Here is a 26,491-nt window from a genome sequence, read left to right as displayed (position 1 = left end):
GCTCACGACTGCTTCAGCGTCGTCGGACTCATCTTCGCGAGATCGATCGTGCTCGTGCCGTGTGTCGGCGCGGGCTTGTCGGCGGGCTTTGTCACGTTGGCGCCCAGCCCCGTGCCGTTCGACTTGCGCCGCGCCGCATGCCGCTCGATGATCCGTTGCAGCAGACAGAACGCGCACAGCAGCGTGCCGATCACGATGCGTGTCCACCACGAACTGAGCGTGCCGTCGAACGTGATCAGCGTCTGGATCGTGCCCAGAATGCCGACGCCGAACACCGAGCCGATCACGTAACCGACACCGCCCGTCAGCAGGGTGCCGCCGATCACCGTTGCGGCTATCGCATCGAGCTCCATGCCCTGCGCCTGCAGTCCATAACCGGACAGCACGTAGAGCGTGAACACGAAGCCACCGAGCGCCGAGCAAAAGCCGCTCAATGCATACACGCCGATCCTCGTGCGCGCGACCGGCAAGCCCATCAGCAGCGCCGAGCGCTCGTTGCCGCCGAGCGCATACACGTTGCGCCCGAAACGCGTGAAGTGCGCGACGTAGATCGCCACGGCCAGCGTCAGCAGCGCGATCAGCGCACCGGATGTCAGCGAGCCGCCGCCGATCGGTACGCTGAAGCCCGCCATCGCGTGAAAGGTCGATTCGTTGATGGTGATCGACTGCGTGGTGATCAGAAAACAGGCGCCGCGCGCGAGAAACATCCCGGCCAGCGTGACGATGAACGGCTGCAGGCGGAAGAAGTGAATCAGCGCGCCCATCGCGGCGCCGTACAGCGTGCCGAACGCGAGCACCAGCGGCGCGATCACCCACACGGGCCAGTGCAGACGCTCAGCGCAGATGGCGCAGAGAATCGTCGTCAGCGCGACGACGGAGCCGACGGACAGATCGATGCCGCCCGACACGATCACAAACGTCATGCCGATCGCGACGATCAGCAGGAACGCGTTGTCGACGAGCAGACCCAGCAGCACCTGCAGCGAGAAGAAGCCCGTGTACATCACCGAGCCGAAGCCGAACAGCACGGCGAACAGCACGACGGTGACGACGATCGGAAGCGTGCGCGGATCGAGCAGCCGGCCGAGCATGGTATTCATTGTGGAGTCCCGGTAAGCGGTTTCGTCTTTGCGAATGCGAACGCGCGCAGCAGTTGCCGCATCAGCAGCGCCCGCGCGACGCTCGACTGGATCACGCTGACCACGAGCACGACGATCGCCTTGACGACGAGCGTCGCTTCGGGCGGCACGCCGATCGAATACGTGGTGTACGTGAGCGTCTGAATGATCAGCGCGCCCAGCACGGTGCCCGCCAGACTGAAGCGTCCGCCGAGCAGCGAGGTGCCGCCGAGCGTCACGGCGAGAATCGCGTCGAGTTCGAGCAGCAGGCCCGCGTTGTTGCCGTCGGCGCTGCGCACGTTGGAACTGGCAAGAATGCCTGCGATCGCGGCCGTCAAGCCCGAGAACACGTAGACGCTGAACACGATCGCACTTGAGCGCAAGCCAACCAGCCGCGTCGCAACGGGATTCACACCGATCGCGCGGATGAACAGGCCCAACGCGGTGCGATTGACCAGCAGCGCCGTCGCGGCCGTCACGCCGAGCGCGATCCACACGGAACACGGCACCGTCGCCAGATAGCCGCCGCCGAACACGAGATAGCCCGGCGCGCCGATGGGAATGATCTGCCCGCCCGTCAGCAGTTGCGCGACACCGCGCCCGGCGACCATCAGGATCAGCGTCGCGATGATCGGCTGCATGCCGACGAACGCGACCAGCATGCCGTTCCAGATGCCCGCCAGCACGCCGACGGCCAGCGCCGCGCCGAGCGCCGTGCCGATGCGGGTCGGATCGTCGGCGAGGACGACGGCGGCCGCCGCCCCCGCAATCGCGACGATCGCACCGACGGAAATGTCGATGCCGCGCGTCGCGATCACGAGCGTCATGCCGAGCGACACGATCACGAGCGGCGCGGCCCGATTGAGAATGTCGATGGGCGCGCCGAACAGGTGGCCGTCGAGCAGCGTGATCGACAGAAAGCTCGCACGGTGCGCGACGTCGATGGCGAACAGCGCGACGAGCGTCAGCACGGGCCACACCAGCTGATGCCTGAATATCGCCTGAATCTGCTTCATTCCCTGCTTCATTCATTCGCTCCCGCGATCAGCCGGTAGACCTGATCTTCCGATACCGCGCTGCCCGTTACGTCCGCAACCTTGCGCCGGTCGCGCAGCACCGCGATGCGATGGCTCACGCGCACGACCTCGCTGACCTCCGACGAAATGAACAGGATCGCGAGGCCCTTCGTGCACAACGCGAGCACACGGTCCATGATTTCGAACTTCGCGGCGACGTCGATGCCGCGCGTCGGCTCGTCGAGGATCAGCATCTTCGGCTCGGTGGCGAGCCAGCGCGCGAGCACGACCTTTTGCTGGTTGCCGCCCGACAGCAGACCGATGGGCTGCTCGGCGTCGTGCGCCTTGATGCCGAGCCGTTCGATGTAGGTATCGGCGATTTCGCGCTGCTTCTTGCGGCTGATCATACGCAGCCAGCCGCGCCGCGCCTGCAGCGCAAGGATGATGTTTTCGCGGATCGACAGCGCGGCGACGATGCCCTCCTTCTTGCGGTCTTCCGGGCAATAGCCGATGCCGTGCCGCACCGCGTCGTGCGGCGAACTCAGCTTCGTGCTCTTGCCGTCCACGCTGATCGTGCCCGTATCCGCCTTGTCGACGCCGAACAGCAGCCGGGCCGTCTCCGTTCGGCCCGAGCCGAGCAAACCCGCGAGGCCGAGTATCTGGCCCGGCTGTACGTCGAGATCGATGGGATTCATCACGCCGCGGCGCGCGACACCCTGCATCGACAGGAACGGCGCGGCGCCCGCCTGCTGTTGCGGCGTGTCGGGCGCGCCGCCCTTCAGGCGCTCCGACATCCGGTTATGGCCGACCATTTTCGCGACCAGCTCTTCGACGGGCAGATCCTTCGCGAGATATTCGCCTTCGCGCACGCCGTTGCGCATCACCGTGATGCGATCGGAGATCGCATACGTCTGCTCTAGAAAATGCGTGACGAACAGGATCGCGATGCCGGCCTGCTTGAGATTGCGCAGCACGTCGAAGAGCCGCGCGACTTCGCCGTCGTCGAGACTCGAGGTCGGTTCGTCGAGAATCAGCACGCGTGCTTTCACCGACATCGCGCGCGCAATCGCAACCATCTGCTGCACGGCGATCGGGTACGCATCGAGCGATTTGGTGACGTCAAGCGACACGTTCAGTTCGGCGAGCGCCGCATCCGCGCGTGCGTGGATCGCTTTCCAGTCGATCGCGCCGCGCCGCTTCGGCTGGCGGCCCGCAAAGATGTTCTCGGCCACCGAGAGATTCGGGCACAGGTTGATTTCCTGATACAGCGTCTGGATGCCCGCCGCTTCCGCTTCGAGCGGCGTCGCGAAACGCACGGGCTCGCCCGCGAGGCGAATCTCGCCCGCGTCCTGCTCGTGCACACCTGTGAGTACGTTGATGAGCGTCGATTTGCCTGCGCCGTTCTGGCCCATCAACGAATGGATTTCGCCCGGAAAAAGACGGAAGTCGACGCCCGACAGCGCCTTCACGCCCGGAAACGTCTTGCTGATACCGATGGTTTCAAGTAGCGGTTGTGCGGCCATATGCATGACACAAGCAGCGTGACGCGATCACTTCATGGAAATCCGGCGCGCCCTGTTTGCAAAGCGCGCCGGACGACTCGTGCAGCTATCAGCCGATCAGTACTTGCGCTGCGGCAGGATCTGCGCGGCAACGCTCATCGGGAACACGGTCTCGTTGGTCACGATGCGCTTGGGCAACTGCTTGCCCGCGACCACGTCCTTCACGGCCGACATCAGTTGCGGCCCGAGCAGCGGGCTGCACTCGACGTCGACGTTGATCTTGCCCGCGATCATCGCTTCGAAGCCGCCCTTCGTCGCATCGAACGACACGACGCTCACGTCCTTGCCGGGCTTGATGCCTGCTTCTTCCATCGCCTGGATGGCGCCGAGCGCCATGTCGTCGTTATGCGCGTAGACCACGTTGATCTGCTTGCCGTAGGTCTTCGCAAACGCCTCCATCACCTGCTTGCCGCCCGCGAGCGTGAAGTCGCCGCTTTGCGACGCGATGATCTTGAACTTCGGATCGTTCTTGATCACTTCCATCAGGCCCGCGTGACGGTCGTTGGCAGGCGCCGAGCCGACCGTACCCTGCAGTTCCGCGATGTTGATCGGGCCCGCTTCGTTCTTGTAGCGTTCTTCGAGCCAGCGTCCTGCGCGGCGGCCTTCTTCGAGGAAGTCGGAACCGATCATCGTCACGTACAGCGACGTATCTTTCACGTCGATCGAACGGTCCGTGAGAATGACGGGGATCTTCGCGTTCTTCGCTTCCGTCAGCACGGGTTCCCAGCCGGACTCGACGACGGGCGAGAACGCGATCACGTCCACCTTCTGCGCGATGAACGAGCGGATCGCCTTGATCTGGTTTTCCTGCTTCTGCTGCGCGTCCGAGAACTTCAGGTTGATGCCGGCATCCTTCGCCGACGTTTTCACCGATACGGTATTCGCAGTGCGCCATGCGCTTTCCGCGCCGACCTGCGAAAAGCCCAAGGTGATCTGCTTGTCCCCGGCAAAGCTGTTGACGCTGGCAGCGACGGTGAGCGCCGCTCCGACGAGCATGCCGGCGATCAGACGCGTGGCGACTTTCATATGTTGTCTCCGATGTGGTTGTTTTTCCAGGCACTGCTTTCTACGTGCGCGACGACGGCCCTGACGCGACGACGAACGCATGCGCCAACTCTTGCTGCAAAACAGGCAACTGACAATCGATCTGGAAAACGCCGTCCGGAGGCCCTCCGGCGTGGATGTGCGCTCGTGGCGGACACCCTGCGCGCCGCGCACGCCCCGGATTTGACCGAGGTTGCATTTCGCGCGTCTGACTTTTACTTATAGCCAAACTATATGTTTGACGTCGCGCGCTTTCGATTAGCGTTTTCCCCAACGTTCGCATCGTCAAACGTCAGGCTGTCTGGAATGACGAGGCGGCGCTGAGGCCGCCATTTCCCACGTTTTAGGCAGATAAGGAAAACTAATCTGGTTGCCGGGCGCTCATGAGCCGCCCGCTTCGATGTGCCGCTGCGGCCATCGGTCTGATTGTTATAGTAATACTATAAAGCGAACTACTCGCCTCATTCACATTGCATACAGACTCAATCGAAGTCGAACATATCGAACAGCGTTTTCTTCTTGCGCCGCGGATCGCGCGGATCGTCATGCCTCGGGCGATCGTCGTCGTATGAATCGTGACGGCGTCCCCACGCCTGTTCGCGCCGCGCATGGTGCTCGTGCTCGCCACTCCGGCGCGCAGGCTCCGCGTCGTCCTGCATCTGGTTCAACAGCTTGTCGAGTTCGCCGCGATCGAGCCACACGCCTCGGCAGGTCGGACAGTAGTCGATTTCGACGCCTTGACGCTCGGTCATCAGCAGATCGGGGGTCTTGCAGACGGGACATTTCATTGCATCACTCCTCGCTAACTCCTATGCAGGGCGGCGTTTGCGGCCGCCCTGAACTCCACCTGAAACACTTCCTTTAGTTCGAGACAGCCGAACCTTCCGCGTGAGTCTTGCCGGAACCGACGGCAGCCGCACGCTCCACTTCGTCGCCTGCCCGCTTCTGCCCGCGCTTCACCTTCCTGCGGCGCGCCAGCATGTTCATGCCTTCCACGAAGCCCGCGAAAGCCATCGCGGCGTAGATATAGCCCTTCGGCACGTGGGAGCCGAACCCTTCGGCAATCAGCGTCATCGCGATCACCAGCAGGAAACTGAGCGCCAGCGTGACGATGGTCGGATTGCGTTCGATGAACTTCGACAGCGGACGCGCCGCGAACAGCATTGCCGTGACAGCCGCGATCACCGCAATGAACATGATGGGCAGGTGATCCGTCATCCCGACCGCAGTAATGATGCTGTCGACGGAAAACACGAGGTCGAGCACGAGGATCTGGCCGATCGCCGCCGTGACCGTCAAGCCGCCGACACCCAGCGCGGGATTCGACGTCTCGTCGGCATCGCGGCTCACGTGATGGTGCATTTCACGCGTGGCCTTCCATACGAGAAACAGACCGCCGGCAAGCAGAATCAGGTCGCGCCACGAAAACGCGTGGTCGAACATCGAAAACACGGGCTCGGTCAATCGCGCAATCCACGCGACCGTGCTGAGCAAGCCGAGTCGCATCACCAGCGCCAGCATGATGCCGATGCGCTGGGTCCGCGCACGCTGTGCTTCGGGCAGCTTGTTGCTCAGAATGGAAATGAAGATCAGGTTGTCGATGCCGAGCACGACCTCCATCACGACGAGCGTCACGAGTGCGGCCCATGCGGCGGGATCGGCGACGAGTGTCAATAAGGAATCCATTTGCGCGCGTTGTTCGTTGTTGTCCGGTTGAAATAGACGGCTGATTACTGGGTCACAGCCTGCAGGCGCATGATCGCCCGGCAGCGCGTTCGGAAAAACCAGTGATAAGCTGACAGTCAGTTCGGTTTTTTCGAAGTGAGACCACGCATGCTCAACTACCGGCACTTGCATTATTTCTGGGTCGTCGTGAAGGAAGGCGGTTTTGCACGCGCCGCCGAACGGCTCGACATGGCCGTTCAGACCATCAGCGCGCAGGTGCGCGAACTTGAAAAATCGCTGGGACATCAACTGCTGAAGCCGGCGGGACGCGGCGTCGCAATGACGGAAGCGGGACAGGCGGCCTATGCGCGCGCGGAAGAAATTTTTCAGCTGGGCCGCGCGCTGCACGACGACGTGCACGAGGCGGCGAGCGGGAAAGTCGCGCGCTTTGCGGTCGGTTTGACGGACGGCATATCGAAGCTGGCCGTCCATGCGATTCTCGCGAACGTGCTCGACGCGCCCTCTTTAAGGCTGCTCTGCCACGAAGGCGAAGCAGACGATCTGCTGGCGGAACTGGCGCATCACCATCTGGATCTCGTGCTGTCCAGCCAGCCCGCGCCGCACAATTCGAACCTGCGTCTGTCCAGCGAGCGCCTGATCGCTTCGCCGATCGACTGGTACGGACCCGCCTCCATCGTGCGCAAGACGCATATCGATCATTTCCCGCAAAGCCTTGCGTCCTTGCCCGTGCTGCTGCCCACGGGCCATTCGTCGCTGCGCTCGCGGCTCGACCGCTGGCTCGAAGCGGAAGGCATCCGGCCGGCTATCGCGGGCGAATTCGAAGACAGTGCGTTGATGGCGCTGTTTGCCGCACGTGGCATGGGCGTGTTTCCGCTCGCCGCCTTCGGCGCGGAGCGCAACGATCCGATGCATCGCGGCTTGCGCTGGCTCGGCCGCTCGCCGGACGTGAAGGAGGAAATTCACGCGATCGTGTCGCGGCGCGGGCGACATCATCCTTTGACGCAAAAAGTACTGGGCGCGGTGGTGCAAGGTTGATTGCGGCAGCATGAGCAGGTTCGGTTTTTTCGAACCTGAAGTTCCGGTATTTCTGCTTTTTCCGTCACCCCTTCTGGCCGTAATCTTGAGCCGTACCCACGAAGGAGGTGTCTCATGCAAGTTCTGTTCAAGTCCCGCGACCGTGAAGCCGTCCGTATGCGCAGCTTTGCCCGCCAACGCATCCGCTTCGTGTTTCGCCGGATGGACTGGCTGATTTCGAAGGCGACCGTCAGTCTGTCCGACATCAACGGCCCGCGTGGCGGACTCGACAAGCGCTGTCAGGTGCAGGTGCAGACGCCCGATGCGACGCCCGTCGTGGTGACGTCGATTGCAAGAGACTGGCGCGGCGCGCTCGATCTGGCGCTGGCTCGGGCGGCGCGCTCCATCGTGCGCAGGCAGCAGGCGCGCGTCGACGCGCGGCGCTTCAGCCAACGCGAGCCCGCGTGGGGCGCGCAGCCCGATGCCGTCTAGGCAGCAGCGTGGGAGATTGCGGAACTCGAGAACGGCATCGCCGGGCGCGATGCCGTTCGCTATCCGTTCATCGCGCGATCGAGCAGCGTCAGACCTTCGACTCCGCCTCGCGCCAGTCCTATGCCGTGATGTGGCGCGATGCCGAAATCGCGTGGATTGATGCGGATCACGCGCGGTCCGTTTTGCTCGCTGAAGTACCGCACGGTGGGAATCGCCTTGCCTGCGCCGATCTCGATCACGACGAGTTGCTCGACCGTCGACAGCCACGCGTGCAGACGCGCTTCCTGCGCCTCGGTGCGCAACGCGATCCAGTCGTAGTCGCCGAACATCAGAATGTTGGGTCGCGCGACCGCGCCGCATTGGGGGCAGCGCGGCAGTTCGCTCACGAGTTCGCAGGTCGATTCGTCGACGACGGGCTGCACGTCGTCCGCGCTCCACAACCCGTCGTGGCAGACTTCCGAGCATTGCAGCAGGTGGATCGAGCCGTGACATTCGGCCACTGACGCAGCGTCGAAGCCCGCCGACTGGAACTGCCCGTCGACGTTGCTGGTGAACGCGGCAATGCCGCGCGGCATGGTTCGAGCCCAGCGGCGCAACATATCGAATCCCCGATGCGGCACCGTGCGCCGATACAGGTCCAGGCGGTGTCCATAGAAGCCCCAGCACAGCCGCGGATGCAGCGCCATCACACGCGGATTCGCCATGTCCTGAAAGGTCAGGCGATGCTGCTTCAACGCCGGATAGGCGCGCCAGAAACCTTCCGCGCCACGATAATCGGGCAAGCCCGAATCGACGCCCATCCCCGCGCCTGCGGTCACCAGCAAGCCATCGGCTTCGCGCAGCCAGGACATGGCGCGCCTGATACGTTCGTTTTCATCCATTGCGCTACTCTAGCAATTCGCCTGACGATCGTCTTGCATACAGCGGACTGCGCATCGGAGAATCGCGTCGCGATGGCGCGTTCATGCGCCCGCCCTCGTTCAGGCCGTTCCCGTTCTCTCTCCTTTTGCCCGACTGCAATCGAACCGGAGACGTGCAGATGCCCTCGCCGCTCAGACACCCGCTGTTCCTGTTCATCGTGGCGTTCGTTGCGATGTCGATTGGCGCATACGCCGGCGCGGCGCTGATGCGCAGACATCGCAAACTCTCCGACGACGCCCGCGACGAGTTCAACGTCGTGCAGGCCGCGACGCTCACGCTGCTCGCGCTGATGATCGGCTTTACGTTCTCGATGGCGGTCAGCCGGTACGACCAGCGCAAGAACTACGAGGAAGAGGAAGCCAACGCGATCGGCACGGAATATCTGCGTACCGGACTGCTGCCCGATACCGAAGCGCAGCGCGTGCAGACTTTGCTGCGCCGTTATCTGGATCAGCGCATCCGCTACTACAAGGCTGAAAGCGACGAAGACATCGCACGGATCAACGCGGCAACGAACCAGCTCGAAACCGAACTCTGGATGGCCGTGCGCAACGTCGCCGTCGACCGGCAGACGCCCGTGATCGCACTGGCCGTGTCGGGCATGAACGACGTCATCAATACACAGGGCTATACGCAGGCGTCGTGGTGGAATCATATTCCGGTGACGGCGTGGTCGCTGATGCTGGGAATCGGCCTGTTCTGCAACGTGATGATCGGCTACGGCACGCGCGGACAGATCAAACGCAACGCCGTGCTGCTGGTATTGCCCATCGTGATCGCGTTGTCGTTCGCGTTGATCGCGGATATTGACAGTCCGCGCGGCGGGCTGATCCGGCTCGCGCCCATCAATCTGATTTCGCTGTCCCAGTCGCTCGGGCCGGGCTGACACGCGGGCGCCCCGTCACGCGCGTTGCAGCGGTTTCTGGTTGCCTCTATCCTTGCGGCACACGCGCATCTATCGCCACGTCATGTGTATTTGCGTCGGAAGACGCCATCAAGGAGACCGTTCGATGTCCGCATCCGCTGCCGTATTCGCCATTCTCGTCGCGTTGCTGCTGGGCGCGATGATTCCAGGGCCGAGTTTCGTTCTCGTCGCGCGAAACTCGATCAGCCTGTCTCGCGGCGACGGGCTGTCGACCGCGCTGGGAATGGGCATCGGCGGGATTTTTTTCGGCGGCATTGCGCTCGCGGGGCTGTATACGCTGCTGGTCGCCGTCGAATGGCTGTATATCGGCCTGAAAGTAGCGGGTGGCCTGTATCTGATCTATATGGCGTCGAAAATCTGGCGCGGGGCGGCACAGCCGATCGCGATGGACAATTCCGGCGCGGCGCACAGCCGCAGCGCACGGAAGTCGTTCTGGATCGGCTTGTCCACGCAGCTCAGCAATCCGAAGACTGCCATTTGGTACGGCAGTATTTTCGCGGCGTTGCTGCCGCAGCATCCGCCCGTGTGGTGCTATGTCGTGCTGCCGCCGCTGGTCTTCGCGGTCGAGTTCGGCTGGTACACGATCGTGGCGCTGTGTTTTTCGAGCCGGAAGCCGCGCGAAATCTATCTGCGCGCGAAGACGTGGATCGACCGGATCGCGGCGTGTGCGATCACGGCGCTCGGGCTGCGGCTGATCTTCGCGGCAAATAAAGCGGGCATCTGACTGACCACCCGCGTCGCAGCCGGAATCGGCTGATGCGCGCGTAAGCCCAAAGAACAAAGGGGAGCACGAAACCGTACTCCCCTTTTTTATGCGATTTGCTTAGCGGCGATACGCTTCAGCAAGAACGGCGCAGTGCTGCAGATGCAGGTCGACGGCGCGGATTGCGAGTTCGCGCAGACGCGAAAGCCAGCTCGTGGACGGGACAGCAGCGGTCGTAGCTTGTTGCATGGCGGACTCCTTGTGCGGGTAATACCCTAGGTAATAACCCTAGTATATACCCTGGTGATGTCGCGCTGCAACAAATCATTAAACAGTTCAGCGACACTCTCCTTGCGGTTGCCTTTCGTCCAGTTTGTCGACGGACCCGTCGGCGACACCGTCGTTTCGTTCACATTCATTCTTGCCCGGCGTCCTTTCGATGCGCCTTCAACCATCTGTCACACGCAAGCCTATTGCTTAGTTCACCCATCAATCTCATCCGATTCACGATCGCGCAAACATTCTGATGTCTTCGCACGCGTCGACGCAGCATCGATTGCATGTCATCCGTATTTCACTTCGGCGTCAGCGACGTGTCGCTCACGTCAACAGGTCATGCCGATTTTCACAATAATTAACCGTTTATCGAATCAGACTGAAAGGCCCGGTCACTGTTGCGCGTAGACCAACGGTGTATTGGAGAAATTAATGTGATCCGAAAAAAGCTTTTGCTCTAAGATTCGCCGTGCTCCAACAACGCCCAATGCCTAAGAGGAAGTTCATGGACATCAAATCGATCCGGCAATCCGCATTCGCGATGCCCGTTCACAATCCCGCCTACCCTCGCCCGCCGTTCCGTTTTCTCAATCGCGAGTACTTCATCATTTCGTATGAAACGGATCTCGACGCGCTGCGCGCCGTCGTACCCGAACCGCTGAAGCCGGAAAACACGCTCGTACATTACGAGTTCATTCGCATGCCGGATTCGTCGGGTTTCGGCGACTACACGGAAAGCGGCCAGGTGGTCTCGGTGCGCGACATGGAAGGTCGTCTCGCGAACTACACGCACTCGATGTACCTCGACGACGAAGGTCCGATTGCAGGCGGCCGAGAAATCTGGGGCTTTCCGAAGAAGCTCGCCCGGCCGAAGCTCAGCGTCGACGGTAACGACACGCTGCTCGGCACGCTCGACTACGGCACGCAACGCATCGCAACGGGCACGATGGGCTACAAGCATCACATGCTCGATATCGAAACCGAACGCGCAAAACTCGCCGACACGCCGAACTATCTGCTCAAGGTGATTCCGCATGTCGACGGCTCGGCACGCATTTGCGAACTCGTGCGCTTCTATCTGCGTGACGTGACGGTGCTCGGCGCATGGAGCGGTCCCGCGGCGCTCGAACTGCATCCGCACGCCCTCGCACCGATTGCCGATCTGCCCGTGAAGCGCGTCGTCGGCGCGCGCCATGTGATCGCGAATCTCACGCTGGATATCGGCGAAGTCGCTTTCGACTATCTCGCGCCTGCTGACATGCAGACTGCAAAAAAGTCGAATGACGACGCGCTCGAACTCGCTGTCTGAGCGTTCCAGATAACTCCGCCTGAAATTTTCGTTTTAAAAACTCTCCAAACTATCGAAAGGGAACAGACATGTCATTGCAAAACAAGGTCGCGCTCGTAACGGGCGCAGCAAGCGGCATCGGCGAACAATGCGCGCGCAAGCTGGCGAGCCTCGGCGCAGCCGTCGTGATTGCCGACCTGAATGTGGACAACGCGCAGAAAGTCGCGTCGAGCATCGTCGAAGCGGGTGGCAAGGCGATCGCCGTCGCGATGGACGTGACGAATGAAGAAGCCGTCAATGCAGGCATCGAGCGCGCAGTGAAAGAACTCGGCAGCATCGACGTGCTCGTGTCGAACGCGGGCATTCAGATCGTCGCGCCGATCGAAGAGTATGCATTCGCCGACTGGAAGAAGATGCTCGCCATTCATCTGGACGGCGCGTTCCTCACCACCAAGGCTGCCATCAAGCATATGTACGACAGCAAGCGCGGCGGCTCGATCGTCTACATGGGCTCGGTGCACTCGCATGAAGCGTCGAAGCTGAAATCCGCCTACGTCACCGCGAAGCACGGCCTGCTCGGCCTCGCGCGCGTGGTCGCGAAGGAAGGCGGTCCGCGCGGCGTGCGTGCGAATGTCGTGTGCCCGGGTTTCGTGCGCACGCCGCTCGTCGAAAAGCAGATTCCCGAGCAGGCCAAAGCGCTCGGCATCAGTGAAGAAGAAGTCGTGAAGAACGTGATGCTGAAGGAAACCGTCGACGGCGAATTCACGACCGTCGATGACGTCGCCAACACCGTTGCCTTCCTCGCGGGTTTCGAATCGTCGGCACTGACGGGGCAATCGGTGATCGTCAGCCACGGCTGGTCGATGAAATAAGGAGCGACGCATGCGCAGCGACACAAAGAAAATCAGCGCACAACGGGAGCCATTTGTGTTGCCGCGCTACGACGAGATCGCGCTCGTGCTGCAAGGCGGCGGCGCGCTCGGCTCTTATCAGGCGGGCGTGGTCGAAGGCCTGGCGGAAGCGAAGGTCGAGCCGGACTGGATCGCGGGCGTGTCGATCGGCGCGCTCAACACGGCGATCATCGCGGGTAATGCGCCGGAAAATCGCGTGGAGGCATTGCGCGGTTTCTGGAACACGATCTGCCATCCGCTCGACTGGGTCGGCAGCATCGGCGCGTGGGCGCTGCCCGGTCTCGGCATGCATGATCTCTCGCGCAAGTGGGCGAGCATGTGGGCGGCGGGCCGCGCATTGACGGAAGGCCAGCCGGGCTTTTTCGCGCCGCGCTTTCCACTGCCGATGGCCGGCCTCGGCAAGCTGGACCCGAACCACGTCAGCTACTACGACACGGGCGCGCTCAAGGCGACGCTGCTGCGATACGCCGATTTCGACCGCATCAACGACGGTGCGATTCGTGTTTCCGTGGGCGCAGTGAACGTGCGCACGGGCAATCTCACGTACTTCGACAACCGCAAGATGCGACTCGCGCCGGAGCATTTCATGGCGTCGGGCGCATTGCCGCCGGGCTTTCCCGCCGTCGAGATCGAAGGCGAATACTATTGGGACGGCGGGCTCGTGTCGAACACGCCGCTCACGGAAGTACTGCGCGATTCCGATCACAAGGACACACTGGTTTTCCAGGTGGATTTGTGGAGCGCGCGCGGCAATGCACCTGGCGATTTCCTCGACATCTCGGAGCGCGCCAAGGACATCCAGTATTCGAGCCGCACGCGCGCGATCACGAACATGCTTGCCGAGCGGCAGAAGCATGCGCGCTTCATCAAGGAACTGCTCGAGCATGTGCCCACTTCGGTGTTGAAAGCGGACCCGCTGTTCCGTTTGGCCGAAGAAGCCGCGGACGGCAGCGCGATCAACGTCGTGCATCTGATCTACAAGAACAAGCCGTACGAAGGGCATTACAAGGACTACGAGTTCAGCGTGGACACGATGCTCGAACACTGGCAAAGCGGTCTCGACGATATCCGCGATTCGTTCTCGCACCGCGACTGGTTCGACGTGCCGAGCCGCGAGCAGGGTTTCGCCACGCATGACGTGCACCGTCCTGCCGGCACCGTGCCGCAGTCCGACAAGGCGCCCGTCGAAACGGAAATTGGCAAGCGCCGGAAGGAAGCGGCCTGAGCCGCTTTGCGTTATTCGAAGCAAACTGTCTGCTGTGAATTGCGGCTCCGCGACATGCTGAACCGCCCCCAAACGTCGGACATCCGTCCAACCTCTTTGGGGGTTTCTTTTATGGCGATTTATCCATACGCATTCCGTCAAGCGGTAGTCGACGAGTATCTGTCTGCGGGACCAAGCATCAGAGCAGTAGCGTCGAAGCACTCCATTGACCCATCCCTGCTTCGCCGGTGGATCGAAGCCTATCGTCTCCACGGTCCCGCAGGTCTCTGGCGCAAACACACCAGGTATGATGCCGAGTTTAGGCTGAAGGTGCTCAAACTTATCCGAAAGGATGGCTTGTCATTCCGAGAGGCGGCTGCACGGTTCAACATCCGGTCCGATTCGATGATTGCAGAATGGAGTCGACGGTACGAATCCGGCGGAGTCCTGGCTTTGGCACCCGATCGCCGCGGAAGGAAAAGCTCAGGATTGGTCGCTGGCGAAGTTCAACATAAAAGAAAAACTCATCAGACGCATGAGCATGGGCGCGCCTCTGCTAACGAAGTCACTCAACTAAGAGCCGAAATCGCCTACCTCAAGGAGGTGGAGAGGTATCCTCGCTATGAACTCGCGCTCACTACCGCGGAGAAGGTTGAAATCATTCAAAAGCTACGGCCCGAGTATCCGCTGCCCGCGATGTTAAAGGCAGCGAGCTGGCACGCAGCACTTTTTGTTACCAGGTGAAGGCTCTGCGCGAGACGATCGCCACGCGGAGCTTAAGCTTCAGGTAAAAGCGATCTACGAAAAGCACAGAGGTAGGTATGGCTATCGTCGCGTCACGGCGGCGATCAGACAGATAGGCCGAACCGTCAACCATAAACTCGTGCAACGGTTAATGGGCGTGTTGAAGCTGAAATCCGTGATTCGCCGCAAAAGGTACTGGTTCGGCTATTTGAGCGTCGTGCTCATGGCTCATGGCTGCGTTGGCGAGCTCGGTGACGTTTGCAGGCGCCCGGTCCTTTCGCTCACTGTATCGGTCGGTCAGATAATCCGAACGGTCACGTACGAGCAGCGTGAACTTGTAGAGTTCTTCCATCACATCGACCACGCGATCGTAGTACGACGAGGGCTTCATCCGTCCATTCTCATCGAACTCCTGATACGCCTTGGCAACGGAACTCTGGTTCGGGATCGTCACCATGCGCATCCAGCGGCCTAGCACGCGCAGCGCGTTGACTGCGTTGAATGATTGCGAGCCACCGGATACCTGCATGACGGCCAGCGTGCGACCCTGCGTCGGGCGGATGCTGCCGGAATCCAGTGGAAGCCAATCGATCTGGTTCTTGAAAACCCCGGTGAGTGCGCCATGACGCTCCGGGCTGCACCACACCTGTCCCTCGGACCACACTGATAGCGCGCGCAGCTCGACGACCTTTGGATGATCCAGAGGCACGCTATCGGCCAGCGGCAGGCCGTGCGGATCGAACACCTTCGTCTCCGCTCCAAACTGCTGAAGGATTCGCTCGGCCTCTAGTGTCAGCAACCTGCTGTATGACGTCGGCCTCAATGAACCGTACAGAAGAAGAATGCGTGGCGGGTGTTGCGATATCGCGCGTGGTTCCAGCTTCGCGAGGTCGGGTGTGTCCAGATGAAGAGCACTGATGTTCGGAAGATCGGTCTGCATTGGAGCTGGCGATTAAAGGGTGATGGCGCGCGAGAGCAGGACGGCACTTGACGGACACAGGTCTGCAGCCTGACGCGAGCCCACGATCGCGGCGGGAGCCGCGCCGCGGTTGACCGGCTTGAAACCGGACTTCTCGAAGAACGCCGATTCGTTCGTTGTGAGCAGCCACGCGGTACGGGAGCCCGCATCGAACGCTGCACGCAGCAGGACGGCAAGCACGTTGCGACCGATACCTTTACCCCTATGCTCCGACGCTATGACGAGCGACCGGATGAGTCCATCCTGACCGAATTGCTCGAAACCGCCGTAGCCTAAATGGGAACCTGTCAGGGTTGAAAAGGCGAAGAACGAGCGGCCCGGCTCCTTCAGATCGACGCTGGGAAGCTCAGCATCGCGCAGTGCCTGCACAAAGCCAGGATCGTCACCCGAGATCGGGCGGCCAACTACGAATGGCACGCCTTCCTCCTTCAGGATCTCCCGCTCGGGTGTGATCCCAAGCAGGCCAACCACTTCATCAGACGGCCTGCAAAGACGCGTGCCACGTGGCGTCACGACGAAAGGCCGGTTGATCAAAATCGGATGGGCCAGCATTGCATCGATGAGTCGAGCGTCGCTCAACGCCGGATCACCGAGCCGCAGTTCCTTGTAGGGGGTGCCCTTGACCCGCAGCACATCTCTGACCGCCATTCCACTGTCGGCAATGAGGCGCTCAAGCGTCGCTCGATCGGGCGGGTTCTGCAGGTATTCGATAACAAGCGGGTTCTCGTCTGCTTCGCGCAAGAGCGCGAGTACATTGCGCGAGGTGCCGCAGTCGGGGTTGTGATAGATGGTGATGCTCATCGTCAATCCTCAATGCGTCCGGGTTTCATACCAATGCTGCGACCGGTTCACGACGCCGACAACCAGCAGCATGACAGGCACTTCGATCAGCACACCTACAACCGTCGCGAGCGCGGCGCCCGACTGGAATCCAAACAGGCTGATTGCAGTTGCCACGGCCAGCTCGAAGAAATTGCTTGCGCCGATCAGGCTCGATGGACCGGCTACGCAGTGCGCGACACCCAGCCTGCGGTTGAGCAGATAGGCAAGGCTCGAGTTCAGGAACACCTGGATCAGGATTGGTACCGCGAGCATCGCGATCACCATCGGCTCACTGACAATGGCCTGTCCCTGAAACGCGAAGAGCAGTACGAGCGTCGCGAGCAACGCACTGATCGAATACGGGCCCAGCCGCGAGACCGTGCGTTTGAAGTGTGCATCCCCATGCGCAAGCAACTGGCGACGCATGAGCTGTGCGATAACAACCGGAATGATGATGTAGAGGCCAACCGAAGTGATGAGCGTGTCCCACGGCACCGTGATCGCTGACAGGCCCAGCAACAGCGCAACGATCGGCGCAAAGGCGACGATCATGATGGCATCGTTGAGTGCGACCTGTGAGAGTGTGAAGTACGGGTCGCCCTTGCAAAGCTGCGACCAGACAAACACCATCGCGGTACACGGCGCAGCTGCAAGCAGAATCAGTCCTGCGATGTAGCTGTCCAGCTGTGCCGACGGCAACCACCCGGCGAAAACATGGCGAACGAAGATCCAGCCGAGCAGTGCCATCGAAAACGGCTTGACGAGCCAGTTCACGAACAGCGTGACGCCGATGCCGCGCCAGTGTCCCTTTACCTGCGCCATCGCACCGAAGTCGATCTTGATGAGCATCGGCACGATCATGACCCAGATGAGTACACCGACGGGAATGTTAACCTGCGCCACCTCCATGCGACCAATCGCCTGGAACACTGGCGGCAGCCAGTGGCCGAGGACGATGCCGGTAACGATGCAAAGCGCGACCCATACTGTCAGGTAACGTTCAAAGAAGCCGATCGTTGGCGTACGAGAGCGGTCTGCCGCTCGATCCACACTGCTCACGCGCGGCTCCGGAAGGTGATCGTCGCAGGGGCAGGTGCACAACATGCCGCCGCATCGGGCTCAGGATCGCGTCGCGACTGTCCGTAAGTCGGCGCCGTCTCCAATGTGCGGAAGGTCTCCCAAGCCACTCCTTGAGGGTCGACGGTCCATGATTTATCCGACTTCGCATAGCAGCAGGTAGTTGCCGTCTGGTCCATCACAGGCAATTCGGCGCTTGCGAAACGCTCTCGCATCTCAGCCAGTTCCTCGTCAGTCTCGACCTGAATGCCAAGATGATCGACTCCCGGCTTTACGCCTCGCTGCGAAATAGCAAAGTTGACCTTCGGGTCGCTCAGTTCCCATTTGCGATAGTCGGACTTCGATACTGTCGGCTCGGCGCCTCCGAACATGGCGGTGTAGAAGCGGGTACTCGCCTCAAGGTTCTCAACAGCGATGTGGATGTGCATACGCTTCATGTTGCCGCTCCCCGGCATTGCGGGGCTGCCCCAACTCCACAGGCTGCACCCGCACAACAGTTCTCGGTGAGAAACCCGATGAGTCCATTCATCGCGTCAAAGTTGGCCGAGTAGTAGATGAAGCGCCCTTCCTGCAGACCCGTAACGAGTCCGGCGTGCGAAAGGTCCTTCAGATGGAATGACAGGCTCGATGGCGACAGTCCGAGCTGTTGTGCTATCTCGCCCGCAGGCATGCCCTCCGGACCCGCAACGACGAGCGCACGGAAGATCGCGAGCCGGGATTCATGAGCTAGCGCGCCAAGCGCGCGTACGACAAGGTTCGAGTCCATGACGGCATCATAGATCCATCGTTTCAATAGTTCAAGGATTGTTGAAATGATGGATGAACCAGCGAATCCTTGGACAGATCGATCCGGCTATCTGCGCGGGAGGAGAGGCTGGGATGAAGAGTTAGCCGCCGGCAATGCCGGCGGCTAACAACGATAGGAGATTGCTCCGCAGCGTGGACCGTCGTAGTAAGCGATCGACCGATGCTCACCGCCCCGGTTAAACTGTCCAACTTCCGGGGGTCGGTTCAGTCGAACCGGAGCCGCAATTTCATCGAGCCGCGCATAGGTCGTGCACGTCGCGCAGAAATTACATACCACCCGGGAAGCCTAGCGCGGTCGCTTTCGCGCGAAGGTCCGCAAAGCGTCCGCCGGGCGCGTTGGCCGCAGGTTCCGAAGCGGCAGTGGACGGAACCTGCTGGCTGTGATCGACGCCGCCAAGTCCGGGAATGATGCCCGCAACCGAACACGCGACGCCGAACGTGCCTTGCGTCACCGCAATGGCGGGCGCGTCGGTTCGCGCCGCGTCGCTGAAGTCGAGCGCGTAAGCCATGTTGAAGGTGGTCGCGTCGCTCGCTCGGACGCCGAGCGGATCGAGGCCGAAGCGCCACGCCAGCAACTGATGAATCGAGCTGGGATCGAACGGGTAGCGCGACACGAAGTTCGCACGTGCGCGCGGCCCGAACAGCATGCACGGCACACGGAAGCCGAGGCGCCCGTCGTTGCCGACGGTGTGCTCCGCCGTCGACACCGGCTTGACGGGCGGCACCGCATGCTCCATGAAACCGCCCCATTCGTCATACACGAGAATCATCAGCGTTTTGCTCCAGTTCGGACCGGTGCGCAGCGCGTCATAGATCTGGCCGAGCAGCACCTGCCCGTTGCGCACGTCGGCATGCGGATGATCGTCGTTCGACGTGCCTTGCGCTTCCCCCGCGAAACTCGGATCGACCATGCAGAAAGACGGCAGATTGCCGGCGGCCGCATCCGCGAGGAACTCCGCGAACAGCCTCGAGCGGCCGACATAGCGCGAGCCATAGAGCGCAGTGAACGGGACATCGTGGAAGTAATACGTTGACGAGATGTTCTTTGCGTCGAGCCGGTCCCAGATGGTCGGCAGCGACGACGTATCGACGCTGTCGTCGAGGCGGTCGGTCTCGCCGCTGTGCAGATAGAGACGGTTCGGAAACGTGGCCGAGAGAATACCGCTCATGTAGTAATCGCAAACCGTGTATTGCGTGACGGCCCCGCGGTAGAAGTCGAGATCCGCTGCGCCGAAATAGCCGATGGGCAGCAGGTCGCCGCGCACGACGCTCGTGCCGGGCGTCAACAGAAAGCCGTTCATCGCGCCGTTCGCGAGGTGAACGCGCCCTGCGTCATACATATGGTTCGGATCGGAGAACGAACAGGCCTGGAATCCGTATGAGGCATTCGAGGTCAAGCCGAACGACGTTTGCGTCTGACCGAAGGCGTCCTTGAACTGGCGGGTCTGCTGATGCTCCGCGTTGGGTACCCAGCCGAACATGTGATCGAACGAACGGTTCTCCATCGTGACGAGGACGATGTGATCCACGCCCGACGTGGCGGGATCCGGCAGCGCCGGCCGCGGCAGGTTCGCGCGATCGGGCGGAATGCCGCTCGTCGAGCCCGTGCTTCCCGACGATCCGCCACCACCCCCGCCACAAGCCGACAACGCGACACTGCCCGCGAGCGCCGCCAGGATCTTGCGACGGGTGGGATCGGGTGCATTCGAAGACTGATGATCGCTCATGGCTTTACCTCCCTTGTTGTGACTGTCGATCGGGTCGCCGTCGCCTGATCGTGCGGCCGAATGAGCGTTCGTCAGCACTTCACGTACCCGTGCTGACGGAATGCTTGCGTTGCAGCGCAACGCACGGGCAGTTTGCGAAACCCTCGCAATCCAATGTGCTGCCGCCGCGGGAAGTTTGTACAGCTTTTAACCTGTATTTTTAATTTACAGTTCATAGACTGTATATTGTCAATACAGTCTGCGACCTGTATCCTGCTTCCGAAGGACGGCAGTGCGGACGCTGCCCGTGCCGGATCGACGCCCTGCCCCGCGTTCAACCCGTCTCTCTTGAGGCCCGCCGTGGATTATTCCGTCAAGACGCTTGGCCAGTTGCGGCCCGTTCTGCGCGGCTTTCGCAAAGCCGCTGGACTCACGCAGGCGATGCTCGCCGAGCGGCTCGGCATCACGCAGCAAAGCTATGCGCAGTTCGAGGCCAACCCGGCCGCCGCCGGCGTCGAGCGGCTATTCAAGGTCCTGCGCCTGTTGAACGCCGGAATCACGCTCAGCCAGGACGAGCCTGCGCCCGCGAATGCAGCGCCCGCTGCCAAAATCGCGCCGTCGAACCGTGCCGCCGCGCAAGGCCCCGCGGCCGCCAAGGCCGTTCCGCGCAAACCTGCCGCCCCGACCACGACCACGACCGCCCGCCAGACGCCCGCCATCAAGACGGGCCAGCGCGCGAAAACCGGTGCCGGCGCGACAGGCGTGCGCCAATCTCCACCGGGATCGGACAGGCGCGCCGATGCAACGCGCAAGCGCCCAGCAAGCGCATCCAGAAAGCGGGAGCAATGGTAGGCATGGGGCGCCGCTCGCACACCCAACGTCTCGATCTGTGGATGAACGGCCTCGCCGTCGGCTACTGGGAAAAGTCCGGCAGCGGCGAGCAGCTCGTCTATTTCGACGACTGGATCGGCGACGAACAGGGGCGCCCGCTGTCGTTGTCCCTGCCTTTCACGCCGGGCAACCAGCCGTACCGAGGGGCCCTCGTGTCGGCGTTCTTCGACAATCTGCTGCCCGATAGCGAACCGATCCGCCGCAGAATGGCGCAGCGCTACAAGACGGGCGGCACGGCGCCCTTCGACCTGCTTGCCGCGCTCGGGCGCGACTGCGTCGGCGCCATCCAGCTGCTGCCGCCGGGCGAGGCGCCCTCCGACCTCTACCGGATCGGCGGCGACACGCTGACGGCAACCGACATCGGCCGGTTATTGCGCGACACGACCTCGGCGGCGCCGCTCGGCCAGCACGATCGTGCCGCCGATCTGCGGCTGTCCATCGCGGGCGCACAGGAGAAAACGGCGCTGCTGCGCCACAAGGGCCGCTGGGTGCTGCCCGAGGGCAGCACCCCGACCACGCACATCCTCAAGCTTCCGCTGGGGCTCGTCGGCAACATGCAGGCCGACATGCGCACGTCGGTGGAAAACGAATGGCTCTGTTCGCGGATCGTCGCCGCCTACGGCCTGCCTGTCGCCGCTTGCGAGATCGGGCACTTCGGCGACCGGAAAGCGCTCGTCGTCGAACGCTTCGACCGCAGGCCGTCGAGCGACGGCACATGGATCGTGCGTCTTCCACAGGAAGACATGTGTCAGGCAACGGGCACGCCACCCATTGCGAAATATCAGGCCGACGGCGGCCCGGGCATCGATGCCGTGATGCACGTTCTGGCCGGTTCCGTCGACGCCGCCGGAGACAGCGCACGCTTCTTCAAGACGCAGTTGATCTTCTGGCTGCTTGCCGCAACGGATGGCCACGCAAAGAACTTCAGCATCGCGCATTTGCCCGGCAACCGCTATCGCGCGACACCGCTCTACGACGTGCTGTCCGCGCATCCCATCATCGGGCGCGGCGCGAATCGCGTGCCGATGCAGAAAGCGAAGATGGCGATGGCCGTGCGCGGCACGAGCAATCATTATCTGATCAGTCAGATAGTGCGGCGGCACTGGGTCGCGCAAGGTCAACAAGCGGGCTTGTCGCGCGAAACCGTCGACGACCTGATCGCCGCCGTGACGGACGCCACGCAGCAGGTCATCGACACCGTTGCTGCGCAGCTTCCGCACGACTTTCCGCGCGACCTCGCGTCCGCAATCTTCGAAGGCATGTCGAAGCAAAGCAAAAAGCTCGCGACGGCCTAGCCTTCGACGGTCGCGTCCTCAGCCGATCACCGGCCCGATCTTGTCGAGCGTCAGCGAAGGCAGAAACGTCTTGTCCTGATACACCTTCGCGAGCGCCTTCTCGCTGATTTCCCGCTCGCCGGCGGGCAGCGACGTATCGGCGACGGCATACGCGGCTTCCCACATCGCGGCGAGATAGCGGGCGCCCGCGCCCATCAGCTTCGCGGTGTCTTCGCCGAACGCGTCCCACAGACCATCGACGACCCGCGCCGAACTGCCGCCGCCCAAGCGAATGTACTCGTCGATCAGCGTCGAAGGCGCAAGGATTTTCGCGGCCTCGGCCATCAGCGCGACCGTCGCGAACGCGGCGCCGCGGCCATCGCCGATCTTCGGAATCTCGCCTTCGAACGCGTTGGCCTGCGGCCCGATCTGCGACAGCAGTTCGTTCGAATGACGGTCGACCATCTTGTCTTCATACGTGGCATGCACGCCCTTGCCGGGCCACTTCTTCGGCGTCGCGTCGGGTGCGTCCTTGTAGCCGTCGGCGTGATACGAGCCATGCAAAGGCTGACACGCATCGCCGACGTAGTGCGCGAGCACGCCCGCCGCGCAGAGGAAGTTCGTGTCGTTACGTTTCTTCAGTTGCGTGACCATCTCGTCGAAAATTTGCCACACGCGGAACGGCAACAGACCTTCGGAGCGCGCATCCGTGTCGCCCTCGTCCGCGTACCACTTCGACCACACGGCAACGCTCATGTTGGCAATATTGCCGAGCGTCACGTCGCGCAGCGTCTTGCCGTCGCCATCGGGCTGATCGATATCCGCGTAGTGATTTGGATGCTCGGGCCCGGCATTCTGCGCATAGTCGCGTCCACCCGGCACACGGCTGGGCGTCTTCTTCCACACGAGGTCGGGCACGTCGGCGAGTTCGACGAAATCGCCACGCGCCAGCTTCTCGCGAATCTGCTCCGGTGTCAGTTGGTCGGGACGGAAGCTGATGCGCTCGACGTTCGCTTCGAGGAAATCGCGCAGCGGCCCTTGTTTAACGGATTGGATCGCCGCCGTCGCGATGCTGTAGTGCCCCGTTTGTCCCCAGTACGGGTTGGCGCCGACGTTTTGCGCGCGCACGAGATCCACGTCGAGCAACTGGCAGGCTGTGCTCAGCCCCGTCGCGAGTGCGTAGTTCAGACGTTGGCCGTCGTCGCTCGCAAGCGTCTGTCCACCCCATTCGATCGCAAGCGGATACAGATGGCGCGCACGCTTCTGCTGGTCGGACTTTCTGCCGTTGCGCGCAGGGACATCGCGATTCCCTTCGTCGTCAGCGTGCTCGTTCGCGGGCGCCACGAGATACCACAGCGTTCCCGAATCGCCCGGCTGTGTCTGCGGACTGCCGCTCGCGGGCGCGATCAGAAACTGCGAAACGTAGTCGTAGCCCGCAAGCGACTTGTGCCGATAGAAAAGCGCCTTGATCGTGCCGTCGAGCGCACCCGATGCACTGCCGAACGCCGTAACGGACTGGTCGATCAACTGCAGGCTGAGGCTCAATTCGTTGATGTCGGCGACGGACTCGATGCTGCCTTCGATGCCGAACGGTTGGCTCGACCAGTCATTCGCGTCGTGTACCTCGACGAGGCCGACATCGAGCGTCAGAAAGCTGCGGCTGCCCGCGAACTCGGGGAACACAGCCGTGAACGGTTCGCGCGTAAGTTGCCGGTCGGAGGCGATACCCACTTCATTCACCGCGCCGCGCAACAGCGCCTTCACGGGCGAACCGGGTTCGCCGCAAACATGCCGGTTGGTGAGCGCATAAGTCGTATGGCCGTCCGTCACGAGGCAGCCGACGCTCGCCGTACGTTCGATGCCTTGCGTATCCGCGATCAACGGACAGCCGCCGCCGATGTACGTCGACGGCCAGCGCGCAGCCGCGGGCGCGCCGGTGGCAGGCGCAGTCGGCTCGACGGCCACCACGCAGACGGGCACCGCACGCCCGTCTGGCATGTAGAGCGTACGCGGCACCATGTGATCGGGATCGACCTTGCCATGACCGAACTCGGTTGCGTCGACCCAGTCGCGTACCAGCACGATCACGGCCGGCCACGAATACGGACGCACTTCCGAGTTGCCAAACGTGCGGATGCCCTTGCCTTCCGCACGCGCCTTTGCGTGACCGTTCGAGCGGCGCTCCCGATCGGGCCACGGTTCGTCACTGCGGATCAGATACAGGCCGACGGCCGTGCCGACGACGTTGGCCTTGTTCGTCAGATGCCAGTGATAAAGATCGCGTGCTTCGAGCAGATCCTTCAGCGACAGGCTCTGGAAGTTGTGCTGCGTGGACAGTGGATTCATCGATTCACCTCGACGCTCGCCGGTCGCTTCGACCGGCCGTTGCAGGCGCGCCGCCGTACGCGTATTCACGACGCATGGGATGCATCGCGTAACGCGTGGCGGCGCGTGGTCGCGTTCAAGGTTGTCCGACGTAGATGACAGCGTTGGGTCAATTTTCGCGAGCGCTGTCATAAAGATGTCACGCCGCGTACTCAACATCGGCGGACAATATGGCCACATGGCGACTGAGAGCGCCACCGGATCGAGCGGCGTGCGGCGTGCTAGCCCTGCTTTCGCGTCCCTACATGGAAGAGACACTGTGAAGCAACGTGCGACTGTCGTGTGCCGGATGGGCACGCGCATTCTGCTGGTCGGCAAGGCGAATTCGCGCTGGTCGCTGCCGGGCGGCAAACCCGACGCCGGCGAGACGTTCGAAGCCGCCGCCGTGCGCGAACTGATGGAAGAAACGCGCCTTCAGGCGATAGGCATGCAGTATCTGTTCGAGTTCGCGGGCACGCGGACCTGCCATCATGTGTTTGCCGCTCACGTCGACGAACAGCAAACGGCCACGCCCAACAACGAAATCACGCGCTGCACATGGGCCAAGGTCACCGACATCTCCGATCTCGACACGAGCGTCTCGACGCGCGGCATCGTCGATGTGCTCGCACTGAACCGCAGCTATGACCCGCGCGTGCAGAGCCGCTATCAGCGCGCCGATGCGTTCGTGCAGAACCTGCGCGAGGCGCTGCAGGATGTCCGCTTGCGAGGATGGACGAGGGCGCTGTGGTAGGCCGGTTTGAAATGCATTCTTGCCCGCATTCGAATTTGCTTCGCTATCCATAACGATTGCGCGCATCGAATTACGTCGAGTGTCGGGACAAAAACAAAACCGCCGGCCTGATATTGGCCGGCGGTTTCATCAAAGCAGATCTTCCTTACGCGGATAGCGTCGACTGACGCCGCGCCGCACGCACCCGGCGCGAACGCGCCACGATCTTCGCAATCGTCACGCGACCCAGCGAACGACGCGTGTTCGTCGTGAGGTTCGCCAGCCGCTTGTCGCTCACGCGATGACGCGCCCACACGTACGCTGCAATCCAGCCGATCACCGTCCAACCGAACAGCACGTTGAAAATCGTCAGTGCGAAGGCGTCTTCGCGTTCGCGTGCATCGGCGACGATGGCGGGCAGAAAGTACACCACCACTGCCGCCAGCAACACCAGTCCTTCGAAGAATGCTCTCATGGCTTCACCTCCTGCCAGCATCATTTGCGCGGCGACACATGGGCCTGCCGCGCAAAGCGATCAATGAGCCTTGAACACGTTGACATCGTGAGCGTCTTGCGCGGGCTGACGGCTGCCCGATTCCGACGATGCGCCGTTCACGCCACCGACGGCATCGTTGGCAGCATTGGCCGCGTTGCGTTCCGCAGCAACGGTCTGCGAGCTGACGCCGCGTTGCGATGCGGGTGCGCCCACGGACGGACGATAGAACGGTGCCGGGCCATAACCCGAGGCGAACGCGGGAGCGGCAACAGCTGCGGACACGGCAACCAGCAAGGCGGCGATAAGACGGGTCTTCATGATGAAACTCCAGAGAATGTTGAATCAGGGAAGAGCGTCGCATCAGGATGATTCGGTGCGGCGTCGATTGAGAGAGAGTGTAGACGAGAGCTATCGAATTTCTATGCTCATAGATTGAAA

Annotated in this window: 28 protein-coding genes; 11 read left to right on the top strand and 17 right to left on the bottom strand. The window is 62.1% G+C overall.

Going from position 1 to position 26,491, the window contains the following annotated elements; all coding sequences use genetic code 11:
• Positions 1-2 precede the first annotated feature (2 nt).
• The 6 genes from yjfF to G3N95_RS21745 all read right to left on the bottom strand — a co-directional run bounded on the left by yjfF (position 3) and on the right by G3N95_RS21745 (position 6,426).
• Positions 3-1,100, bottom strand: coding sequence for a galactofuranose ABC transporter, permease protein YjfF (gene yjfF, locus G3N95_RS21770; protein WP_205972133.1), 1,098 nt, complete (start codon positions 1,098-1,100; stop codon positions 3-5).
• Entirely contained in the window at positions 1,097-2,134 is a 1,038-nt protein-coding gene (locus tag G3N95_RS21765) for an ABC transporter permease (RefSeq protein ID WP_205972150.1), read from the bottom strand. Before G3N95_RS21765 ends, yjfF begins: the two co-directional genes overlap by 4 nt.
• Positions 2,135-2,142: 8 nt before the next feature.
• The gene (locus G3N95_RS21760) at positions 2,143-3,657 is read right to left on the bottom strand and encodes a sugar ABC transporter ATP-binding protein (RefSeq protein ID WP_205972132.1); all 1,515 of its coding nucleotides are present in this window, start codon (positions 3,655-3,657) and stop codon (positions 2,143-2,145) included.
• Between the two features lie 96 nt (positions 3,658-3,753).
• On the bottom strand, positions 3,754-4,692 hold the full coding sequence (locus tag G3N95_RS21755) for an ABC transporter substrate-binding protein (protein ID WP_241018804.1): 939 nt from the start codon (positions 4,690-4,692) through the stop codon (positions 3,754-3,756).
• Between the two features lie 530 nt (positions 4,693-5,222).
• Entirely contained in the window at positions 5,223-5,528 is a 306-nt protein-coding gene (locus G3N95_RS21750; RefSeq protein ID WP_205972130.1) for a zf-TFIIB domain-containing protein, read from the bottom strand.
• Between the two features lie 73 nt (positions 5,529-5,601).
• Positions 5,602-6,426 carry a TerC family protein gene (locus G3N95_RS21745; RefSeq protein WP_205972129.1) on the bottom strand — a complete coding sequence of 275 codons (825 nt, stop codon included), beginning with the start codon at positions 6,424-6,426 and terminating at the stop codon, positions 5,602-5,604.
• 147 nt (positions 6,427-6,573) lie between these two features.
• Between G3N95_RS21745 and G3N95_RS21740 the strand changes: the two genes are divergently transcribed.
• Both G3N95_RS21740 and G3N95_RS21735 read left to right on the top strand, forming a co-directional pair.
• Complete coding sequence (locus tag G3N95_RS21740) at positions 6,574-7,461, top strand: LysR family transcriptional regulator (RefSeq protein WP_205972128.1); 888 nt, start codon at positions 6,574-6,576, stop codon at positions 7,459-7,461.
• Positions 7,462-7,575: 114 nt separating this feature from the next.
• Positions 7,576-7,932 carry an HPF/RaiA family ribosome-associated protein gene (locus G3N95_RS21735; protein WP_205972127.1) on the top strand — a complete coding sequence of 119 codons (357 nt, stop codon included), beginning with the start codon at positions 7,576-7,578 and terminating at the stop codon, positions 7,930-7,932.
• Between the two features lie 59 nt (positions 7,933-7,991).
• Here G3N95_RS21735 and G3N95_RS21730 read toward each other — a convergent pair whose 3' ends face one another.
• Positions 7,992-8,813, bottom strand: a complete 822-nt coding sequence (locus tag G3N95_RS21730) for a Sir2 family NAD-dependent protein deacetylase (RefSeq protein ID WP_205972126.1) — start codon at positions 8,811-8,813, stop codon at positions 7,992-7,994.
• Between the two features lie 158 nt (positions 8,814-8,971).
• Here G3N95_RS21730 and G3N95_RS21725 point away from each other — a divergent pair, with 158 nt between their 5' ends.
• Together G3N95_RS21725 and G3N95_RS21720 are read left to right on the top strand one after the other, a co-directional pair.
• Positions 8,972-9,739: a hypothetical protein gene (locus tag G3N95_RS21725; protein WP_205972125.1), complete on the top strand. Its 768-nt coding sequence runs from the start codon at positions 8,972-8,974 to the stop codon at positions 9,737-9,739.
• Between the two features lie 124 nt (positions 9,740-9,863).
• On the top strand, positions 9,864-10,502 hold the full coding sequence (locus tag G3N95_RS21720) for a LysE family transporter (RefSeq protein ID WP_205972124.1): 639 nt from the start codon (positions 9,864-9,866) through the stop codon (positions 10,500-10,502).
• Between the two features lie 99 nt (positions 10,503-10,601).
• On the opposite strand, the gene G3N95_RS40885 is transcribed toward G3N95_RS21720, so the two are convergent.
• Positions 10,602-10,730, bottom strand: coding sequence for a hypothetical protein (locus tag G3N95_RS40885; protein WP_007749609.1), 129 nt, complete (start codon positions 10,728-10,730; stop codon positions 10,602-10,604).
• A gap of 532 nt (positions 10,731-11,262) precedes the next feature.
• Between G3N95_RS40885 and G3N95_RS21715 the strand changes: the two genes are divergently transcribed.
• From G3N95_RS21715 to G3N95_RS21700, 4 genes are all read left to right on the top strand, one after another.
• On the top strand, positions 11,263-12,066 hold the full coding sequence (locus G3N95_RS21715) for an acetoacetate decarboxylase (protein WP_205972123.1): 804 nt from the start codon (positions 11,263-11,265) through the stop codon (positions 12,064-12,066).
• Between the two features lie 68 nt (positions 12,067-12,134).
• Positions 12,135-12,917 (top strand): 3-hydroxybutyrate dehydrogenase, encoded by a 783-nt coding sequence (locus G3N95_RS21710; RefSeq protein ID WP_205972122.1) that lies wholly within the window; start codon positions 12,135-12,137, stop codon positions 12,915-12,917.
• 10 nt (positions 12,918-12,927) lie between these two features.
• Positions 12,928-14,181: a patatin-like phospholipase family protein gene (locus G3N95_RS21705; RefSeq protein WP_205972121.1), complete on the top strand. Its 1,254-nt coding sequence runs from the start codon at positions 12,928-12,930 to the stop codon at positions 14,179-14,181.
• Between the two features lie 54 nt (positions 14,182-14,235).
• Entirely contained in the window at positions 14,236-14,904 is a 669-nt protein-coding gene (locus G3N95_RS21700) for a helix-turn-helix domain-containing protein (protein ID WP_205972120.1), read from the top strand.
• A gap of 148 nt (positions 14,905-15,052) precedes the next feature.
• Here G3N95_RS21700 and arsH read toward each other — a convergent pair whose 3' ends face one another.
• The 6 genes from arsH to G3N95_RS21665 form a co-directional block, all read right to left on the bottom strand.
• Positions 15,053-15,844, bottom strand: a complete 792-nt coding sequence (gene arsH / locus G3N95_RS21690; protein WP_205972119.1) for an arsenical resistance protein ArsH — start codon at positions 15,842-15,844, stop codon at positions 15,053-15,055.
• A gap of 12 nt (positions 15,845-15,856) precedes the next feature.
• Positions 15,857-16,684, bottom strand: coding sequence for an arsenate reductase (glutaredoxin) (gene arsC, locus G3N95_RS21685; protein WP_205972118.1), 828 nt, complete (start codon positions 16,682-16,684; stop codon positions 15,857-15,859).
• Between the two features lie 9 nt (positions 16,685-16,693).
• On the bottom strand, positions 16,694-17,764 hold the full coding sequence (gene arsB, locus G3N95_RS21680; protein WP_205972117.1) for an ACR3 family arsenite efflux transporter: 1,071 nt from the start codon (positions 17,762-17,764) through the stop codon (positions 16,694-16,696).
• Positions 17,761-18,219 (bottom strand): ArsI/CadI family heavy metal resistance metalloenzyme, encoded by a 459-nt coding sequence (locus tag G3N95_RS21675; RefSeq protein ID WP_205972116.1) that lies wholly within the window; start codon positions 18,217-18,219, stop codon positions 17,761-17,763. Before G3N95_RS21675 ends, arsB begins: the two co-directional genes overlap by 4 nt.
• Positions 18,216-18,548, bottom strand: coding sequence for a metalloregulator ArsR/SmtB family transcription factor (locus G3N95_RS21670; protein WP_205972115.1), 333 nt, complete (start codon positions 18,546-18,548; stop codon positions 18,216-18,218). Before G3N95_RS21670 ends, G3N95_RS21675 begins: the two co-directional genes overlap by 4 nt.
• A 307-nt stretch (positions 18,549-18,855) precedes the next feature.
• Entirely contained in the window at positions 18,856-20,316 is a 1,461-nt protein-coding gene (locus G3N95_RS21665; RefSeq protein ID WP_205972114.1) for an alkaline phosphatase family protein, read from the bottom strand.
• 327 nt (positions 20,317-20,643) lie between these two features.
• Between G3N95_RS21665 and G3N95_RS21660 the strand changes: the two genes are divergently transcribed.
• Positions 20,644-21,147 (top strand): helix-turn-helix transcriptional regulator, encoded by a 504-nt coding sequence (locus G3N95_RS21660; RefSeq protein ID WP_241018798.1) that lies wholly within the window; start codon positions 20,644-20,646, stop codon positions 21,145-21,147.
• Positions 21,148-21,149: 2 nt separating this feature from the next.
• Complete coding sequence (locus G3N95_RS21655; protein WP_205972112.1) at positions 21,150-22,481, top strand: type II toxin-antitoxin system HipA family toxin; 1,332 nt, start codon at positions 21,150-21,152, stop codon at positions 22,479-22,481.
• Positions 22,482-22,499: 18 nt separating this feature from the next.
• Here G3N95_RS21655 and G3N95_RS21650 read toward each other — a convergent pair whose 3' ends face one another.
• Positions 22,500-24,806: a S1/P1 Nuclease gene (locus G3N95_RS21650; RefSeq protein ID WP_205972111.1), complete on the bottom strand. Its 2,307-nt coding sequence runs from the start codon at positions 24,804-24,806 to the stop codon at positions 22,500-22,502.
• A 298-nt stretch (positions 24,807-25,104) separates the two neighbouring features.
• Between G3N95_RS21650 and G3N95_RS21645 the strand changes: the two genes are divergently transcribed.
• Positions 25,105-25,578 (top strand): NUDIX domain-containing protein, encoded by a 474-nt coding sequence (locus G3N95_RS21645; protein ID WP_346778389.1) that lies wholly within the window; start codon positions 25,105-25,107, stop codon positions 25,576-25,578.
• 145 nt (positions 25,579-25,723) lie between these two features.
• On the opposite strand, the gene G3N95_RS21640 is transcribed toward G3N95_RS21645, so the two are convergent.
• Both G3N95_RS21640 and G3N95_RS21635 read right to left on the bottom strand, forming a co-directional pair.
• A complete protein-coding gene (locus tag G3N95_RS21640; RefSeq protein ID WP_205972110.1) occupies positions 25,724-26,032 on the bottom strand; it encodes a superinfection immunity protein in 309 nt (102 codons plus the stop codon).
• A gap of 60 nt (positions 26,033-26,092) precedes the next feature.
• The gene (locus G3N95_RS21635; protein ID WP_205972109.1) at positions 26,093-26,371 is read right to left on the bottom strand and encodes a hypothetical protein; all 279 of its coding nucleotides are present in this window, start codon (positions 26,369-26,371) and stop codon (positions 26,093-26,095) included.
• Between the last annotated feature and the right edge of the window lie 120 nt (positions 26,372-26,491).

It is taken from the genome of Paraburkholderia sp. Tr-20389 (genome assembly GCF_017104565.1).
Lineage (GTDB): Bacteria > Pseudomonadota > Gammaproteobacteria > Burkholderiales > Burkholderiaceae > Paraburkholderia.
The sequence above is the reverse complement of the archived record's forward strand: the minus strand, read 5'-3'. Positions and strand labels throughout refer to the sequence as shown.

Excerpts from the sequence above, each read along its gene's own strand:
- yjfF (WP_205972133.1), bottom strand. The coding sequence starts at position 1,100 with ATGAATACCATGCTCGGCCGGCTGCTCGATCCGCGCACGCTTCCGATC.
- G3N95_RS21765 (WP_205972150.1), bottom strand. The coding sequence starts at position 2,134 with ATGAAGCAGATTCAGGCGATATTCAGGCATCAGCTGGTGTGGCCCGTG.
- G3N95_RS21760 (WP_205972132.1), bottom strand. The coding sequence starts at position 3,657 with ATGGCCGCACAACCGCTACTTGAAACCATCGGTATCAGCAAGACGTTT.
- G3N95_RS21755 (WP_241018804.1), bottom strand. The coding sequence starts at position 4,692 with ATGCTCGTCGGAGCGGCGCTCACCGTCGCTGCCAGCGTCAACAGCTTT.
- G3N95_RS21750 (WP_205972130.1), bottom strand. The coding sequence starts at position 5,528 with ATGAAATGTCCCGTCTGCAAGACCCCCGATCTGCTGATGACCGAGCGT.
- G3N95_RS21745 (WP_205972129.1), bottom strand. The coding sequence starts at position 6,426 with ATGGATTCCTTATTGACACTCGTCGCCGATCCCGCCGCATGGGCCGCA.
- G3N95_RS21740 (WP_205972128.1), top strand. The coding sequence starts at position 6,574 with ATGCTCAACTACCGGCACTTGCATTATTTCTGGGTCGTCGTGAAGGAA.
- G3N95_RS21735 (WP_205972127.1), top strand. The coding sequence starts at position 7,576 with ATGCAAGTTCTGTTCAAGTCCCGCGACCGTGAAGCCGTCCGTATGCGC.
- G3N95_RS21730 (WP_205972126.1), bottom strand. The coding sequence starts at position 8,813 with ATGGATGAAAACGAACGTATCAGGCGCGCCATGTCCTGGCTGCGCGAA.
- G3N95_RS21725 (WP_205972125.1), top strand. The coding sequence starts at position 8,972 with ATGCCCTCGCCGCTCAGACACCCGCTGTTCCTGTTCATCGTGGCGTTC.
- G3N95_RS21720 (WP_205972124.1), top strand. The coding sequence starts at position 9,864 with ATGTCCGCATCCGCTGCCGTATTCGCCATTCTCGTCGCGTTGCTGCTG.
- G3N95_RS40885 (WP_007749609.1), bottom strand. The coding sequence starts at position 10,730 with ATGCAACAAGCTACGACCGCTGCTGTCCCGTCCACGAGCTGGCTTTCG.
- G3N95_RS21715 (WP_205972123.1), top strand. The coding sequence starts at position 11,263 with ATGGACATCAAATCGATCCGGCAATCCGCATTCGCGATGCCCGTTCAC.
- G3N95_RS21710 (WP_205972122.1), top strand. The coding sequence starts at position 12,135 with ATGTCATTGCAAAACAAGGTCGCGCTCGTAACGGGCGCAGCAAGCGGC.
- G3N95_RS21705 (WP_205972121.1), top strand. The coding sequence starts at position 12,928 with ATGCGCAGCGACACAAAGAAAATCAGCGCACAACGGGAGCCATTTGTG.
- G3N95_RS21700 (WP_205972120.1), top strand. The coding sequence starts at position 14,236 with ATGCTGAACCGCCCCCAAACGTCGGACATCCGTCCAACCTCTTTGGGG.
- arsH (WP_205972119.1), bottom strand. The coding sequence starts at position 15,844 with ATGCAGACCGATCTTCCGAACATCAGTGCTCTTCATCTGGACACACCC.
- arsC (WP_205972118.1), bottom strand. The coding sequence starts at position 16,684 with ATGAGCATCACCATCTATCACAACCCCGACTGCGGCACCTCGCGCAAT.
- G3N95_RS21675 (WP_205972116.1), bottom strand. The coding sequence starts at position 18,219 with ATGAAGCGTATGCACATCCACATCGCTGTTGAGAACCTTGAGGCGAGT.
- G3N95_RS21670 (WP_205972115.1), bottom strand. The coding sequence starts at position 18,548 with ATGGACTCGAACCTTGTCGTACGCGCGCTTGGCGCGCTAGCTCATGAA.
- G3N95_RS21665 (WP_205972114.1), bottom strand. The coding sequence starts at position 20,316 with ATGAGCGATCATCAGTCTTCGAATGCACCCGATCCCACCCGTCGCAAG.
- G3N95_RS21655 (WP_205972112.1), top strand. The coding sequence starts at position 21,150 with ATGGGGCGCCGCTCGCACACCCAACGTCTCGATCTGTGGATGAACGGC.
- G3N95_RS21650 (WP_205972111.1), bottom strand. The coding sequence starts at position 24,806 with ATGAATCCACTGTCCACGCAGCACAACTTCCAGAGCCTGTCGCTGAAG.
- G3N95_RS21640 (WP_205972110.1), bottom strand. The coding sequence starts at position 26,032 with ATGAGAGCATTCTTCGAAGGACTGGTGTTGCTGGCGGCAGTGGTGGTG.
- G3N95_RS21635 (WP_205972109.1), bottom strand. The coding sequence starts at position 26,371 with ATGAAGACCCGTCTTATCGCCGCCTTGCTGGTTGCCGTGTCCGCAGCT.